The organism is Actinotalea lenta (genome assembly GCF_030586465.1).
In the GTDB taxonomy this organism is placed as follows: domain Bacteria; phylum Actinomycetota; class Actinomycetes; order Actinomycetales; family Cellulomonadaceae; genus Actinotalea; species Actinotalea lenta.
Genome location: NZ_JAUQYP010000001.1, coordinates 1,936,577 through 1,952,811, shown reverse-complemented (window position 1 = coordinate 1,952,811; position 16,235 = coordinate 1,936,577). Strand labels below are relative to the sequence as shown.

Below are 16,235 nucleotides of genomic sequence, written 5' to 3'. Positions count from 1 at the left end.
GACCGGCTCAGCGGCGCGCCGGCATGCCGAGCGGGACGGGGCCCTCGGTCACCGTGGTCGCATGCTCGTGCGCTTCGTCGCGGGCCGCCTGCCACGCGTCACCGGACCGGGTTCGGCGGACCTCGAACGGGCCGCCGTCCAACGCGGAGTCGGCGACCAGGTGGTGCGGCGCGCCGTGCGTGACCCGGACCGTCACCACGTCGCCCGGTCGGGGCACGCCCGGCGCCCCGGGCTCAGAGCCCGCGAGCTCGGCGGGCAGCGCGAGGTGGACCAGGCGGTTGTCCTGCGCCCGGCCACTGATGCGGTGCGTCGCCGTGTCCTTGCGCCCCTCGCCCTCGGCGACGAGCACCTCGACCGTCCGGCCGACCTGCGCGGCGTTCTCCTGGGCGGAGATGCGCTCCTGGAGAGCCAGCAGCCGGTCGTAGCGCTCCTGGACCACCTCCTTGGGCAGCTGGTCGGGCAGGTCCGCGGCCGGCGTCCCGGGCCGCGGCGAGTACTGGAACGTGAAGGCGGAGGAGAACCTGGCCTGTTCGACCACCCGAAGGGTCTGCTCGAAGTCCTCCTCGGTCTCACCAGGGAACCCGACGATGACGTCGGTGCTGATCGCGGCGTTCGGGATCGCCTCACGCACCCGGTCGAGGATGCCCAGGAACCGCGCCGAGCGGTAGGAGCGGCGCATCGCGCGCAGCACCCGGTCGGAGCCGGACTGCAGGGGCATGTGCAGCGACGGCATCACCGTGGGGGTCTCGGCCATCGCCGCGATCACGTCGTCGGTGAACGCGGCAGGGTGGGGGGACGTGAACCGCACGCGCTCGATGCCGGGCACCGCACCGACGGTGCGCAGCAGGTCGGCGAAGGCCGTGCGGTCACCGAACGCGACCCCGTAGGTGTTGACGTTCTGCCCGAGCAGCGTCACCTCGACCGCCCCGGTCGCCACGAGGGCCTCGACCTCGGCAAGAATCTCCCCCGGCCGCCGGTCGCGTTCCTTGCCCCGCAGCGACGGCACGATGCAGAACGTGCACGTGTTGTTGCAGCCGACGCTGATCGACACCCAGCCGGCGTACACCGACTCCCGCCGGGTGGGCAGCGTGGAGGGGAAGACCTGGAGCGACTCGGCGATCTCGATCTGGGCCCGCTCGTTGTGGCGGGCCCGTTGCAGCAGCCGGGGCAGCACGTCGATGTTGTGGGTGCCGAACACCACGTCGACCCACGGAGCACGCCGCAGGATCTCGCCCCGATCCTTCTGGGCGAGGCAGCCGCCGACGGCGATCTGCATCCCGGGTCGGTCGGCCTTGAGCGCGGCGAGCTGACCGAGGTTGCCGTACAGCCTGGTCGAGGCGTTCTCGCGCACGGCGCACGTGTTGAGCACGACGACGTCGGCTGCCCATGCCGCGGCGTCCTCAGCGTCGGCTGCCACCAGACCGGCCGCCTCGAGGAGCCCGGCCATGTGCTCGGAGTCGTGCACGTTCATCTGGCACCCGAGCGTGCGCACCAGATAGGTGCGCCGATCCGGGCCGGGCTGCGCGGACGGGGCATCCGCGGCGGTGCCGGACGTGGAGGTGCCGGACGGCGTGGTGGAGGCCGCGGAAATGAAGGACCCGTCGCCGTCAGGGGCGTACGTCGTCGAGGTGTTCGTCATCGCGCACCAGGGTAAGCCGCCGGCGCGCTCATCCCGCCGTGGCGCTCGCGCGCAGCTCGCGCACCACCGTCACGACGATCTCGCCCGGGAACGACAGGTCCTTCTCGATGTGCTGCGCGATCGTGCGGGCCAGCCCCGGGAGGTCCTCGTCGCTGACGGCTGCGGGCTCGACCACGACCCGCACCTCCCGCCCGGCGGCCATCGCGAGCGCTCGGCGCACCCCGGGGTGCTCGGCAACCAGTGCCTCGAGGTTCTCCATCCGCTCCAGATACTGGTCGAGCTCCTCCCGGCGCGCGCCGGGGCGCGCGGCCGACAGCGCGTCCACCGCCTGCACGACGACCGCTTCAACGGTCTCCTTGGGAACCTCGTCGTGGTGGGCCGCGATCGCGTTGACCACCTCGGCGCTCTCGCCGCAGCGCGCCGCCAGGTCCGCTCCCACAGCTGCGTGCGTGCCCCCGACCTCGGCGGTGAGGGCCTTGCCCACGTCATGCAGGAACGCGGCACGCCGGGCGAGGTCGGCGTCGGCGCCCAGCTCCGCGGCGACCATGCCCGCCGCCTGGGCACACTCGACCAGGTGCTCGAGCACGTTCTGGCCGTAGCTCGTGCGGAGCCGGAGCCTGCCGAGCGTCTCCACGAGCTCCGGGTGCAGCCCCGTGACCCCGGCCCGCTCCGCGGCGTCGTGGCCCGAGGCGCGGGTTCGCTCAGCCGCGCCTGCCAGAGCCTCGGCGTAGGCGATCTCGATCCGCTGCGGATGGATCCGCCCGTCGGCCACGAGGCTCGCGAGCGCCACACCGGCGATCTCGCGTCGCTCCGGGTCGAAGCAGGACAGCGTCACGGAGTCGGGTGTCTCGTCGATGATGACGTTCACGCCGGTGAGCGCCTCGAAAGCCCGGATGTTGCGACCTTCCTTGCCGATGATCCGACCCTTCATCTCCTCGGCCGGCAACGGGACCACCGTCACGGTCGTCTGCGCACTCGTCGCCGCGGCCAGACGCTGTGCCGCGGTCGCAAGGATTCGCCGGGCCGCGTCGTCAGCGTTCCTTCGCGCGGAGGCCTCCGCGCGGCGTTCGAGTGCCGCGACCTCGTGCGCGACGCGTTGCCCGGCGAGCTCGAGCTGCCGCTTGCGTGCCTGCTCCGCGGTCAACCCCGACAGCGACGCGAGCAGCTCGGCCGCCTCGGTGCGTGCTGCCTCGGTGGCCCCCCGGGCCGCCTTCTCCTGCTCGGCGGCCACGGCCAGCAGGTCGGCGGCCTCGGCCCGCAGCGCCTTTGCCTCGTTGCGCTCGGCCCGCGTCTCGGCCTCGCGCTCGGCCGCGCGCGCCTCGCGTCGTTCCACGTCCAGCACGGCCTGCCGGGTCTCGTCGCGGATCTGCGCGACGTCCTGCTCGGCCTGTGCCCGCGCGACGTCGGCCTCCCGCCTGGCGATCATCACCAGGACCAAGGCGATCAGACTGGCCAGCAGCAGCACCAGCACGGTGCCCGCCTCGCCCCACCCCACGACGCGCCCTCCTCCCGCCTCAGTCGAGGTCAGAACCGGGCTGGTCCGAGGACTGGGCGCGACTATCGTCCACCATCTCGCGCACGAGGCGAGCCGCCATGCCGGGCGAGTAACCCTTGCGTCCGAGCATCGCGAGCAACCGGCGGCTCTGCACGACCGGGTCGAGGTCACGCCGCCAGCGCCGGGCGAGAAGCTCGCGTGCGGCGGCTTCCTCGTCCGCGTCGTCGATCTGTGCCAGCGCCGCGCGCGCGTCCTCGTCCCCGACGCCCTTGCGCTTCAGCTCGACCGCGAGGGCGCGACGGGCCAGGCCCCGGGACTCGTGCTTGGCTCGCACGAGCCCCTCGGCGTACCCGGCGTCATCCACGAGACCGACGTCCGTGAACCGGTCCAGCACGCGTTCGGTGACTGCTTCCGGCACGTCGCGACGTGCCATGGCCTCGGCGAGCTGCTGCCGGCTCCGGGGCGCCGCGGTCAGCAGCCGAAGTGCGATCGAGCGCGCCAGCTGCTCCGGGTCGGGCTCGGCGTCGACCGCCGCAGCGCCGACGTCCGGCGGTTCTGGAGCTCGCCCGGACCTGCGCCCCGGACGCCGCGCGCCCGTCACCTCAGAAGTCGACGCCCGCGGCCGGGTCCGCAGGGGTGTCCACGTGGGCGCCGATACCGAGCTTCTCCTTGATCTTCTTCTCCAGCTCTTCGGCCAGGTCCGGGTTGTCGCGCAGGAAGCCGCGCGCGTTCTCCTTGCCCTGTCCCAGCTGGTCGCCCTCGTAGGTGTACCAGGCACCGGACTTGCGGATCAGACCCTGCTCGACCCCGAGATCGATCAGGCTGCCCTCCCGGGAGATCCCGTGACCGTAGAGGATGTCGAACTCTGCCTGCTTGAAGGGCGGGGCCATCTTGTTCTTGACGACCTTGACCCGCGTCCGGTTGCCGACCGCGTCGGTGCCCTCCTTGAGGGTCTCGATGCGCCGGATGTCCATCCGGACCGATGCGTAGAACTTCAGGGCCTTGCCGCCCGTCGTGGTCTCCGGGGAGCCGAAGAACACCCCGATCTTCTCGCGAAGCTGGTTGATGAAGATCGCCGTGGTGCCGGACTGGCTCAGCGCGCCCGCGACCTTGCGCAGGGCCTGGGACATCAGACGGGCCTGCAGGCCGACGTGGCTGTCGCCCATCTCGCCCTCGATCTCGGCCTTGGGCACCAGCGCAGCGACCGAGTCGATCACCACGATGTCGATGGCGCCCGACCGGATCAGCATGTCCATGATCTCCAGCGCCTGCTCTCCGGTGTCCGGCTGGGAGACCAGCAGGGCGTCGGTGTCCACTCCGAGCGCCTTGGCGTACTCCGGGTCCAGGGCGTGCTCGGCGTCGATGAACGCCGCGATGCCGCCGGCGCGCTGGGCGTTGGCGACGGCGTGCAGGGCCACGGTCGTCTTGCCTGAGGACTCCGGGCCGTACACCTCGACGATCCGGCCACGCGGCAGGCCGCCGATGCCGAGCGCCACGTCGAGAGCGATCGACCCGGTGGGGATCACCTCGACGGGGGCGCGACCGTCATCGCCGAGGCGCATGATCGAACCCTTGCCGAACTGCCGGTCGATCTGGACGAGCGCGGCCTCCAGGGCCTTGCTGCGGTCTGCTGGAGCGGGCATCGGGTCACCTCGTCGTTGCTGGGCGGGAGATCCGCCTGTCGGGTCTGTGTCGGCACGTCGCCACGTCAGGAACGCTACGTCCCACCACCGACATCCCCCGGACCTGGTCCGGCGAGGTGTGGATGAGCAGTCCGTCGTGCGACCTGGGGACCACAGTAGCCGAACATCTGTTCGACCCTCGTCACCCGCGCCCGGACACGCCGGGCGTGTCCTCAGCGTGACGGGCGGTCCGGCCCCCAGCGTCGCTCGGCGGGAACCTGCATCTGGTCGCACAGCGCCCACCACACCCGGCGCAGGTCCTCCCCGGCAGCCATCGCCTCGGCCGCGGTGCGGTCGCCCAGCGCCCCGATCACCTGCTCGGCGACCACCACCCGCCCCATCGACGTGCCGAACACGTCGGTGACCGCATCCCAGAACTCGCTGTAGCGCACGGGCACAGCCTGACACCCCGACCCGGGGTCGTCGCCACCCGGCGGGCCCGACGCACTAGCGTCGGACCATGAGGACCGACCTGATCCCCGAGCTGGCCCGGCAGACCGCCGAGCTGCGCGACCGGGGCCTGTACAAGCCCGAGCGGGTGATCACCTCGCCGCAGGGAGCCGAGATCCGGCTCGCCGACGGCCGGCAGGTGGTCAACCTGTGCGCCAACAACTACCTGGGACTCGCCGACCATCCCGTGCTGGTCGAGGCGGCCGGGAAGGCGGTGGCCGAGCACGGCTACGGCATGGCGTCCGTCCGGTTCATCTGCGGCACGGGCAGCGTGCACCGTGAGCTCGAGGAGCGGCTCTCGGCCTTCCTGGGCACCGAGGACACCATCCTGTACTCCTCGTGCTTCGACGCGAACACCGGCCTGTTCGAGACCATCACCGGCCCGGACGACGCGATCATCTCCGACGCTCTCAACCACGCCTCGATCATCGACGGCGTGCGGCTGTCCAAGGCACGCAGGCTGCGGTACGCCAACTCCGACATGGCCGACCTCGAGCAGCGCCTGGTCGAGGCCGCCGACGCCCGACACCGGGTGGTCGTGACCGACGGGGTGTTCTCGATGGACGGCGTGGTCGCCGACCTGCCCGGGATCTGTGACCTCGCCGACTCCCACGACGCGCTCGTCGTGGTCGACGACTCGCACGCGGTGGGCTTCGTCGGCGCGCACGGCCGCGGCACGCCCGAGGCCACCGGGACCGGGTCGCGGGTCGACGTCCTGACCGGGACCCTCGGCAAGGCGCTCGGCGGCGCATCCGGGGGCTACACGTCCGGGCCGCGCGATCTCGTCGAGTGGCTGCGGCAGCGCTCACGGCCCTACCTGTTCTCCAACTCCGTCGCGCCCGTGGTGGCCGCCACCACGCTCGCCGCGCTGGACCTGCTCGAGCGCTCCGACGACCTGCGCGAGCGCCTCGTGCACAACGCCGAGCGGTTCCGGACCGCGATGACCGAGCTCGGCTTCACGCTCGCGGGTGCCGGCCACCCGATCATCCCGGTGATGCTCGGCGACGCCGCCCTGGCCGGGCGGATGGCCGACGAGCTCCTGGACGCCGGCGTCTACGTCATCGGGTTCTCCTACCCGGTCGTGCCGGACGGCGCAGCGCGGATCCGCACCCAGATGTCCGCGGCGCACTCCGACGACCAGATCGACCGCGCCGTGGACGCTTTCGCCACGGTCGGCAAGCGCCTCGGGGTGATCGCGTGAAGGCCCTGCTCAAGGCCGAGGCGGCGCCCGGCCTGACCTTCACCGACGTTCCCGAGCCCGAAGCGGGCCCGCACGAGGTGCGGATCCGCGTCACGCAGACCTCGATCTGCGGCACGGACCTGCACATCCACCGCTGGGACCCGTGGGCCCAGGCGACGATCCGCACACCGCTGGTGGTCGGCCACGAGTTCACCGGCGTGATCGAGTCGCTGGGCGGCGAGGTCGAAGGGTTGCACGTCGGTCAGCGCGTCTCGGGCGAGGGGCATGTCACCTGCGGGCACTGCCGCAACTGCCGGGGCGGGCGTCGCGAGTTCTGCCACCACCACCGCAGCGTGGGCGTCAGCCGCGCAGGAGCGTTCGCCGAGCTGCTGGTCATCCCGGCGGAGAACGTCTTCCCGCTGCCCGACCACATCGACGACGACGTCGCGGCGGTCCTCGACCCACTGGGCAACGCCGTGCACACGGCCCTGCGGTTCACGCTGGTGGGCGAGGACGTCCTGATCACGGGCGCCGGGCCGATCGGCGTGATGGCCACCGCCATCGCACGCCACGTCGGCGCCCGTCACGTCGTGGTCACCGACGTCAACCCCTACCGGCTCGACATGGCCTCCGCGATGGGCGCGGACCGGGCGGTCGACGTGCGGACCGAGGACCTCGACGCGGTGGCGGCCGCCCTCGGCATGACCGAGGGCTTCGACGTCGGCCTGGAGATGTCCGGCGCTGAACCTGCGATCGACCAGATGGTCCACGCGATGAACCACGGGGGCCGGGTCGCCCTGCTCGGTCTGCCACCGGACAAGGTGCGCGTCGATGTCGACGAGGTGATCGTCAAGGGCCTCACCGTCGCCGGGATCTACGGCCGACGGATCTTCGAGACCTGGTACACGATGGCCGCCATGCTGCAGTCAGGGCTGGACGTGCGGCCGGTCATCACCCACCGGTTCGACGCGACGGACCACGCCGAGGCGTTCGCGACGATGGCCTCGGGTCGGTGCGGCAAGGTGCTCATGCGGTGGAGCTGAGCCCCGGGCGGCCGAGAGCCGGCACCGACCTCCTGCGAGCGTCGGTGCCGGCTGCCACGATGCCGGGGTGAGCGAGACCGGGCTGGGCGACACCGCTGCGGGCCCCGACCCGTCGGTGCCGGACGGGTTCTCGGGGCCCACCCGCGACTGGTTCGCGCAGGCGTTCGCGGCTCCGACCGCGGTGCAGTCCGAGGCGTGGGACGCCGTCGGCGCCGGTGAGCACGCGCTCGTCGTCGCCCCGACGGGATCCGGCAAGACCCTCGCCGCGTTCCTCTGGTCCCTGGACGGGCTGCTCACCCAGCCGCCACCCGAGGATCCCCGGCTGCGCTGCCGTGTGCTGTACGTCTCGCCGCTCAAGGCGCTGGCCGCGGACGTCGAGCGCAACCTGCGCGCCCCGCTGGTGGGCATCCGTCGAGCGGCCGCGCGGCACGGTCGGGACCTGCCAGACGTCCGCGTCGGCGTCCGGACCGGGGACACCCCCGCGGCCGAGCGGCGCGCCTTCGCGACCCGGCCGCCCGACATCCTCATCACCACCCCGGAGTCCCTCTTCCTGGTGCTGACCTCGGCGGCCCGGGCGGGCCTCGCCGGCGTCCGCACGGTCATCCTCGACGAGATCCACGCGGTGGCCGGCACCAAGCGCGGCGCGCACCTCGCTGTGAGCATGGAGCGGCTGGACGCCCTGCTCGAGGAGCACGACGGACCGGCCCAACGGATCGGGCTGTCCGCGACGGTACGCCCGGTCCAGGCGGTGGCCGAGTACCTCGCTGGCGCGCGGTCACCGGCGCACGGCGGACGCGGCGTCCGCGTGGTCCAGCCGCCGTCGAGCAAGCAGGTCGAGGTGGACGTCGTCGTCCCGGTGCCCGACCTCACCGACCTCCCCGGTGCTCCCGGCACGGATGTCGGCGAGCCCGACCTGGCCGGAGCCGCGGCGGCCAGACCCCGGCGGCCGTCGATCTGGCCGCACGTCGAGGAACGGGTCGTCGATCTCGTGACGGCACACCGCTCGACCCTGGTGTTCACCAACTCGCGCCGCGCCTCCGAGCGCTTGACCGCGAGGATGAACGAGGTCTGGGCGGCACGCCAGGGCGACGAGCTCCCCGACCACGGCGCGCTCGTCGCGGCCGAGGCCACCGCGCAGTCCGGCACGGCGGTCGGCGCCCCGGGCGTGCTCGCCCGCGCGCACCACGGCTCGATGAGCCGCGCCGAGCGCGTGCACACCGAGGACGAGCTCAAGGCCGGCCGACTTCCCGCTGTGGTGGCGACCAGCTCGCTCGAGCTGGGCATCGACATGGGCGCGGTGGACCTCGTCGTCCAGGTCGGTGCGCCGCCGTCGGTCGCTTCCGGGCTGCAGCGCATCGGCCGGGCCGGGCACCAGGTCGGGGCGGTGTCCCATGGCGTCGTGTTCCCCACCTTCCGCGGCGAGCTGGTCCCGTCCGCGGTCATCGCCGAGCGGATGCGGGCCGGGCAGATCGAGGAGCTGCGGCTCCCCAGCACCCCCCTGGACGTGCTCGCGCAGCACGTGGTGGCGATGGTCGCCACGCGGGACTGGGACGTCGACGAGCTCGCCTCCGTGGTGCGGCGCGCGGCGCCGTTCGCCACTCTCGGGGACGGCGCCCTGCGCGCCGTGCTCGACATGCTCGCCGGTCGTTACCCCAGCGAGGACTTCGCGGAGTTGCGCCCGAGGCTCGTCTGGGACCGCTCCACGGGCCGGCTCAGCGCCCGGCCCGGCGCGCTGCGACTCGCCGCGACGAGCGGGGGCACCATCCCGGACCGCGGACTGTACGGAGTGTTCCTCGCCGGTGGGGATCGCGAGCGCACCGCACGGGGTGGCCTGCGGGTGGGCGAGCTCGACGAGGAGATGGTCTACGAGTCGCGCGTGGGCGACACGTTCACGTTGGGGTCGAGCACCTGGCGGATCGAGGACATCACGCCCGATCGCGTGCTGGTCACCCCGGCGCCCGGGCTGCCGGGCCGGCTGCCGTTCTGGAAGGGCGACAGCCCCGGGCGCCCGGCCGAGCTGGGGCGCGCGATCGGGGCCTGGCTCCGCGAGACCGCCGCGCTGCCGGCCGATCAGGCCCTCGCGCGCGCCGTGGCGGCCGGCCTCGACCCGTGGGCGGCCGACAACCTCGTCGCCTACCTGGCCGAGCAGCGCGAGGCCACGGGACGGCTCCCGGACGACACCACGGTGGTCGTCGAGCGCTTCCGCGACGAGCTCGGCGACTGGCGGGTCGTGGTGCACTCGCCGTTCGGCGCCAGGGTGCACGCCCCGTGGGCCCTGGTGATCGCCGGCCGGCTGCGTGATCGGTACGGGCTGGATGCGGCCGTCATGCACTCCGACGACGGGATCGTGCTCCGCCTGCCCGACGCGGTCGCGGCGGGCGAGGCCACGTGGGACGCCAGCGCCGCGGCATGGTCGGCGGCCGAGGCACCGCCGGTCGACCTCGCGGATCTGCTGGTGGTCCCCGAGGACGTGGTGGGCGCCGTGCAGGCGGAGCTCGGGTCCTCGACGATCTTCGCGGCGCGGTTCCGTGAGGCGGCGGCGCGCGCCCTCCTGCTGCCCCGCCGGCGACCGGACCGTCGCCAACCGCTGTGGCAGCAGCGGCACCGGTCGGCCCAGCTCCTCCAGGTGGCGTCCGCGCACCCCGACTTCCCGATCCTGCTCGAAGCCGCGCGGGAGTGCCTCCAGGACGACTTCGACACCGCCGGGCTGACCGCCCTGATGGCCGATGTCGCAGCACGGCGGGTATCCGTCGTGGAGGTGACCACACCGACCCCGTCACCCTTCGCCCAGTCGTTGCTGTTCGGCTACACCGCGCAGTTCCTCTACGACGGCGACGCACCGTTGGCAGAGCGACGCGCCGCCGCCCTCACCCTCGATCCCGCCCTGCTGGCGGAGCTGCTCGCGGGCGACGCCACGCCACTGGCGGACCTGCTCGACCCGGCGGCCGTGCAGTCCGTGGAGGCGGAGGTCTCCCGCACCGCCCCGGACCGCAGGGCCGTTGACCTCGAGCAGCTGGTGGACGTGCTCCGCCGGCACGGACCCCTCGACCTGGCCGAGGTGCGGGACCGCACGGTGCCCGAGCAGCACGACGCGGTGCCCGGTTGGCTGGCCTCGCTCGTGCACGCCCGACGGATCCTTCGGGTGCGGTGCGCGGGCCGTGAGCAGTGGGCAGTCGCCGAAGACGCGGCCCGGCTCCGGGACGCGCTGGGGGTGGCGCTGCCGTCCGGGGTTCCCGCGGAGCTGGCCGAGCCCGTGCCCGACCCCCTCGGGGACCTGGTCCGGCGGCACGCCCGCACGCACGGACCGTTCACCGTGGCAGACGTCGCGGAGCGTTTCGCCCTGCCCGGGCCGGCCGTCGTCGAGGTGCTGCGCCGGCTGGAGCGGGACGGCGCAGTCGCGGTCGGGCGGCTGCGGCCCGAGTCCATCGGCGGGACCGGCGAGGACCACTGCGACGTGGACGTGCTGCGTCGGATGCGGCGCCGCTCGCTGGCGGCCCTGCGCTCCGAGGTGGAGCCCGTCCCGCCTCGCGCACTGGCGCGCTTCCTGCCCGAGTGGCAGCACGTGAGCGCCCTGACGCTCGGGGACGACGAACCACGCCGCGTCCCCGGGCGGGGCCTGCGGGGCGTGGATGGCCTGGCCAGGGTGATCGAGCAGCTCGCCGGCTTCCCGGTCCCCGCCTCGGCGCTGGAGAGCCTTGTCCTGCCCGCGCGGGTGACGGACTACTCCCCCGCGATGCTCGACGAGCTCACCTCCGCCGGGGAGGTGGTGTGGGCCGGGCACGCGGCCCTTGCAGCACGGGACGGGCTGGTCAGCCTGCACCCGGCCGCGACCGCTGACCTCACCCTGCCTGCGGCCGCGACACCCGCCTCGACCCGCGTGCTCGACGCCCTGCGGACGGCCCTGTCGTCGGGTGGCGGGTGGTTCTTCGACCCCCTCGTCGCGCGTGTCGCCGAGCTGACGGGTGACGCGGCGGACCCCGGAGCGGTCGCGGACGCCCTGTGGGACCTCGTGTGGGCCGCCGAGGTGACCAACGACGGCGTCAGCCCGCTGCGCGCACGGCTCGGCGGACCGGGCCGGACCGTGCACCGCGTCCGGGGCCGGCCACCGCGCGCGCCATCCCTGCGCACCGGCATCCCGCTGCGGCCCTCGGCCCGCGCGGTCGGTCCGGGGCGCCCGGACGTCGCGGGACGGTGGTCCCTGCTGCCGGCCCGCGAGACCGACCCCACGGTGCAGGCGAGGGCCACGGCGGCCCAGCTCCTCGATCGGCACGGCGTGCTCACCCGCGCCGTGGCCGGCACCGAGGCCGTCGCGGACCGGTTCGGAGCCGTGTACCGCGTACTCGCGGCGCTCGAGGAGAGTGGATCGGTCCGGCGCGGGTACTTCGTGGAGCACCTCGGCGGTTCGCAGTTCGCCCTGCCGGGCGCGGTGGACGAGCTGAGGCGGTCTCCCGGAGGCCACCATGCGGTGGCACTGGCGGCCACCGACCCGGCCAACCCGTTCGGCGCCGCGCTGCCGTGGCCGTCGGGCGTCACGGCCCATCGACCCGGGCGGACGGCCGGCGCACTCGTGGTCCTGGTCGACGGCGACCTCGTGCTCTACCTCGAGCGAGGCGGGCGGACCGTCCTCTCGTTCCCGACCGAGGAGGCGCCCGGCCTCGACCACCTCGCGGCCGGGGCGCGCTGCCTCGCAGACCTGGTGCGCACCGGACGGCTGGGACGCGTGACGCTGCGGCGCGTCGACGGGGCGGAGGTCCTGGACCGCGAGGTCCTCGCCGGGCCGGTGGCGCAGGCACTGACCACGGCGGGGTTCGCCGCCACGCCGCGCGGGTTGAGGCTCGGCTGATGCCGGAGGGCGACGTCCTGCGACGGACGGCGGCACGGCTCGACCAGGCGCTCGCCGGCACCGTGCTGGCTCGCGCCGAGCTGCGGTGGCCGGACGCCACGGCGGATCTCACCGGCCGCACGGTGCTGGGTACGACCGCCTACGGCAAGCACCTGCTCACGCGCTTGGACGACGGACGGACGCTGCGCACGCACCTGCGCATGGACGGCTCCTGGCGGGTCGCCCACACTGGCGCGACCGAGCGGGCCGAGCGCGACCCGTGGGTGCGCGCTGTTCTGGTGGGGCCCGACTGGACGGCTCTGGGCCTGAGGCTGGGGATGCTCGACGTCGTGCGCACGGATGACGAGCATCTCTTGCTCCACCACCTGGGGCCGGACGTGCTCGTCTCCGACTTCGCGACCACCGGGCTAGCCGCCGTGCTGGACCGGTGGGCCGGCGAGGGACGCCCGGCGTGCGAGGTCCTGCTGGACCAGACCGTCCAGGCGGGCTTCGGCACGATCTGGACCGCCGAGGGACTCTTCGCCCGGCACGTCTGGCCGTGGACACCCGCCGGTGACCTCCGCGACCCGGCAAGCCTGGTGATGACCGCCCGCGAGCTGATGGCCCGTTCGGTCCTCAGCCAGCAACCGGTGCGCGTGCACGGCCGCGCAGGGGCACCGTGCGTGCGGTGCGGCACACCGATCGCGGTCGGCACGGCGCGGAGGCCGCCGCACGAACGCCCCATCTTCTGGTGCCCGACGTGCCAGACCCCGCCGGCCGAGTGGCACGACGGGGTCCGACACAGGGTCTGAGGGGCCTCTCCGGCCCACGAGCGAGCCTCAGCCCGCGCGCACGAGCTCGCCCCGCGGCGACCAGCCGCCGGCTCGGTGGACGACGCTCCGCTCGAGGTCCGCAGGGACCGTGTCCGGGATGGCCACGCCCTCCGCAACCGCGATGCGGTCGCTCACGTCACGCAGCACCAGCGACATCGGCACGTCGAGCGCCTCGCAGATCGAACCCAGCAGCTCCGAGGACGCTTCCTTCTGGCCGCGCTCGATCTCCGAGAGGTAGCCCAACGACACCCGGGCGGCCGACGACACCTCGCGGAGGGTCCGGCCCTGGCGCTGACGGGCAGCCCGCAGGACGTCACCGATCTCACGTCGCAGCACGATCATCGCCGACCCTCCCTTCTGCTCCGATCTGGGCCCCGGAGCCATCAGGCGTCCCGAGGTTGCCCTACCGTACCCCCCGGGTCGGACAGGGGCACGGTGGGGATCTTGTCGACCGTCACGGCCGGTTCGTGTCACGTCATGACGAACGCCGGGCGACCCCACGATGTTCCCGCGGGCCTCTCGTACTACTGATCCTCCCACGCCGCATCGACAGCGGGGCGGCCTCGGCAAGAGGTCAGCCGAGCAGGTCACCCGCTTGGCGCAGCGCCGTGGCGAGAGCGAGATCCGTGGTGCGGCTGCGGATCGTGGCGCGGTCCGAACCCGTGCACCCGAGCAACGACACGAGCCGCTCCCCGCCCGGGCCGACGACGGCGACGTACGCCTCACCGGGCTGGTGGCCGTCCACGGGGTCCGGGCCGGCGACACCAGTCGTGGCGAGCCCCAGGTCGGCAGACATGAGGACGCGAACCCGCGAGGCCATCTCCCTCGCGACGTCCGGGTGCACGGTCCCGTGCCGCGCCAGGAGCTCGGCAGGCACCCCGAGCACGCGCTGCTTGACGTCCGCCGCGTAGGCGACCACCCCGCCGCGCACGGCGGCCGATGCGCCCGGCACGGCGATCAGTGCGTCGAGCACCGCGCCTCCGGTCAACGACTCGGCGACGGCGATCGTCCGGCCCCCCTCGCGCAGCCGGCGGACCAGGGCCTCGGCGGGCGCCTGCGCGGTCACGAGGCCGCCGCGCGCACCGCGAGGCCGCGCCGCAGGTAGTCCACCCCGGTCACCACGGTGAGCAGCACGGCGGCGCTGATCAGCACCCAGCCGACGACCGTCACAGCGGTGGGCAGCGATGCCAGCGGGAGCAGGAACACCGCGATCCCGGCGGTCTGCAGGACCGTCTTCGCCTTGCCGCCGGGCGATGCCGCGATCACGGTGTAGCGCAGCACAGCGAACCGCAGCGCCGTCACGCCGAGCTCCCGTACCAGGATCACGACCGTCACCCACCACGGCAGGTCCCCGAGTGCGGACAGCGTGATGAGCGCCGCCCCGACCAGCGCCTTGTCGGCGATGGGGTCGACCAGCTTGCCCCAGTCCGTGACCTGCCCGGTCCGGCGGGCGAGCCAGCCGTCCAGGCGGTCGGTCGCAGCGGCGAGCAGGAAGAGCGCGGCCGCCACCCACCGCCACCCCCCGCCGCCGTCGTCGAGCAGCACGGCGACAACCACCAGTGGCACGAGAAGAAAGCGGACCAGGGTGACGATGTTGGCCGCGTTCCACACCATCGGCGTCCTCGTCACCCCCTCAGCCTACGGCGCGCGGGGCGTGGCTCGGTCACCGGCAGTACTCTGGTACCGCTGGCGTGGACCGAACGGTGCTGCGCCGGCGGTAGTCTGCCGCGCGTGAGCCGACACGCCCGGTCTGAGCGACCCCGCGGCATGCGCGCGCTGGGCGTGGCCGCTGCGATCGTGCTCACGGCGGGCGCCGGGGTAGCGGGCGCCGCGGCGGACGGCGCCAGACCCAGCGGCGCGTCAGTGGCTCCCCCGTCGACGCCCACCTCGACGTCGACGCCCATCTCGGCGTCGACAACCCCGAGTCCGACACCGCCACCCGACGCGGTACTGACGCTGGTCGCCGCGGGCGACGTCCTCCCGCACCTCGGGGTCGTGGCCGACGCACGCACTGCGTCCGGCTACGACTTCACGCGCGAGATGGCGCCCGTGGAGCCATGGATCGCAGGTGCCGACCTCGCGATCTGCCACATGGAGGTACCGGTCGCCCCGGCCGGCGTCAAGCCGCACGGATACCCCCTGTTCGCCGCCCCGGCCGCGCTGGTCCCGGACCTGGCGAAAGCCGGCTGGGACGGCTGCTCGACGGCGTCCAACCACAGCGTCGACCAGGGCGAGGCCGGACTTGCCGCGACATTGAGCGCGTTCGACGCCGCCGGACTGGGGCACGCGGGCACGGCACGCACGGCCGCCGAGGCCGCCACGACGCAGATGTACCGGTTCCAGCGCGAGGGCCAGAGCGTGACCGTCGCGCACATCGCGGCAACGTTCGGCACGAACGGCATGCCCGTACCGGCCGACTACAGCGTCGATCGTCTCGACGCTGCACGGATCGTCGCCCAGGCACGGGCCGCCCGTGCGGCGGGGGCTGACGTGGTGGTCGTCTCGATGCACTGCTGTGTGGAGTACTCCTCCGACCCCGCGCCGGAGCAGATCCAGATCGCCCAGGCCTTGGCCGACTCAGGCGAGGTCGACCTGGTGATCGGCCACCATGCACACGTACCGCAGCCCATCGCCCACCTGACCGGAGGCCCCGACGGCACCGGGATGTGGGTCGCGTACGGGCTGGGCAACTTCATCTCCAACCAAGGGGCCCACTGCTGCACCCCGCGCACCGACTCCGGCCTGGTCATCGAGGCCACCATTCGACAACCGGCCGGAGGGCCTGCCCGGGTCGAGGCGCTCGGGTGGACGTCCGTCACGGTCGACCTTGCCGACGGCCACCAGGTCGAGCCGTTGTCGTCGCTCGCCGCGGCCGGGAAGGGTGTGGGAAGCCTGTCGCCCGCCGAGATCCAGGCGCGGCACGACCGGGTCACGGCTGTGGTCGGCACCGCGGCCCCCGAGCTCCTGACACCCCCCGAGCCGTCCGGCCCCGGCCCCGTCACCGAGCGCGTTGCGACGCCGCCGACGACCCCGTCCGAGCAGCCCTCGGTCGCGGCCGGCTGACCGCCCGCGGCACCGGCATCACGCTGCG

The 16,235-nt window shown here is 73.7% G+C and carries 13 protein-coding genes; 5 read left to right on the top strand and 8 right to left on the bottom strand.

Annotated features, from left to right (window positions below; all coding sequences use genetic code 11):
* Window positions 1-7: 7 nt before the first annotated feature.
* The 5 genes from miaB to Q6348_RS09290 form a co-directional block, all read right to left on the bottom strand.
* Window positions 8-1,639 carry a tRNA (N6-isopentenyl adenosine(37)-C2)-methylthiotransferase MiaB gene (miaB, locus tag Q6348_RS09310; protein ID WP_304601018.1) on the bottom strand — a complete coding sequence of 544 codons (1,632 nt, stop codon included), beginning with the start codon at window positions 1,637-1,639 and terminating at the stop codon, window positions 8-10.
* Between the two features lie 28 nt (window positions 1,640-1,667).
* Window positions 1,668-3,134, bottom strand: coding sequence for a ribonuclease Y (gene rny, locus Q6348_RS09305; protein ID WP_304601017.1), 1,467 nt, complete (start codon window positions 3,132-3,134; stop codon window positions 1,668-1,670).
* A 19-nt stretch (window positions 3,135-3,153) separates the two neighbouring features.
* Window positions 3,154-3,735, bottom strand: coding sequence for a regulatory protein RecX (locus tag Q6348_RS09300; RefSeq protein WP_304601016.1), 582 nt, complete (start codon window positions 3,733-3,735; stop codon window positions 3,154-3,156).
* 1 nt (window position 3,736) lies between these two features.
* Entirely contained in the window at window positions 3,737-4,777 is a 1,041-nt protein-coding gene (gene recA / locus Q6348_RS09295; RefSeq protein ID WP_304601015.1) for a recombinase RecA, read from the bottom strand.
* A 212-nt stretch (window positions 4,778-4,989) separates the two neighbouring features.
* The gene (locus Q6348_RS09290) at window positions 4,990-5,208 is read right to left on the bottom strand and encodes a DUF3046 domain-containing protein (RefSeq protein WP_304601014.1); all 219 of its coding nucleotides are present in this window, start codon (window positions 5,206-5,208) and stop codon (window positions 4,990-4,992) included.
* A 68-nt stretch (window positions 5,209-5,276) separates the two neighbouring features.
* Here Q6348_RS09290 and Q6348_RS09285 point away from each other — a divergent pair, with 68 nt between their 5' ends.
* From Q6348_RS09285 to Q6348_RS09270, 4 genes are all read left to right on the top strand, one after another.
* On the top strand, window positions 5,277-6,467 hold the full coding sequence (locus tag Q6348_RS09285; RefSeq protein WP_304601013.1) for a glycine C-acetyltransferase: 1,191 nt from the start codon (window positions 5,277-5,279) through the stop codon (window positions 6,465-6,467).
* Window positions 6,464-7,489: an L-threonine 3-dehydrogenase gene (gene tdh / locus Q6348_RS09280; RefSeq protein ID WP_304601012.1), complete on the top strand. Its 1,026-nt coding sequence runs from the start codon at window positions 6,464-6,466 to the stop codon at window positions 7,487-7,489. Before Q6348_RS09285 ends, tdh begins: the two co-directional genes overlap by 4 nt.
* A 67-nt stretch (window positions 7,490-7,556) precedes the next feature.
* Window positions 7,557-12,332: an ATP-dependent helicase gene (locus tag Q6348_RS09275; RefSeq protein ID WP_434062049.1), complete on the top strand. Its 4,776-nt coding sequence runs from the start codon at window positions 7,557-7,559 to the stop codon at window positions 12,330-12,332.
* Entirely contained in the window at window positions 12,332-13,123 is a 792-nt protein-coding gene (locus Q6348_RS09270; protein WP_304601011.1) for a DNA-formamidopyrimidine glycosylase family protein, read from the top strand. The genes Q6348_RS09275 and Q6348_RS09270 overlap by 1 nt, the downstream gene beginning before the upstream one ends.
* Before the next feature lie 27 nt (window positions 13,124-13,150).
* Here Q6348_RS09270 and Q6348_RS09265 read toward each other — a convergent pair whose 3' ends face one another.
* From Q6348_RS09265 to pgsA, 3 genes are all read right to left on the bottom strand, one after another.
* Window positions 13,151-13,486 carry a helix-turn-helix domain-containing protein gene (locus Q6348_RS09265; protein ID WP_304601010.1) on the bottom strand — a complete coding sequence of 112 codons (336 nt, stop codon included), beginning with the start codon at window positions 13,484-13,486 and terminating at the stop codon, window positions 13,151-13,153.
* Window positions 13,487-13,718: 232 nt separating this feature from the next.
* Window positions 13,719-14,210: a CinA family protein gene (locus tag Q6348_RS09260; RefSeq protein WP_304601009.1), complete on the bottom strand. Its 492-nt coding sequence runs from the start codon at window positions 14,208-14,210 to the stop codon at window positions 13,719-13,721.
* Window positions 14,207-14,773, bottom strand: coding sequence for a CDP-diacylglycerol--glycerol-3-phosphate 3-phosphatidyltransferase (gene pgsA / locus Q6348_RS09255; protein WP_304601008.1), 567 nt, complete (start codon window positions 14,771-14,773; stop codon window positions 14,207-14,209). The genes Q6348_RS09260 and pgsA overlap by 4 nt, the downstream gene beginning before the upstream one ends.
* A gap of 102 nt (window positions 14,774-14,875) precedes the next feature.
* Between pgsA and Q6348_RS09250 the strand changes: the two genes are divergently transcribed.
* On the top strand, window positions 14,876-16,207 hold the full coding sequence (locus Q6348_RS09250; protein ID WP_304601007.1) for a CapA family protein: 1,332 nt from the start codon (window positions 14,876-14,878) through the stop codon (window positions 16,205-16,207).
* Window positions 16,208-16,235: the final 28 nt, after the last annotated feature.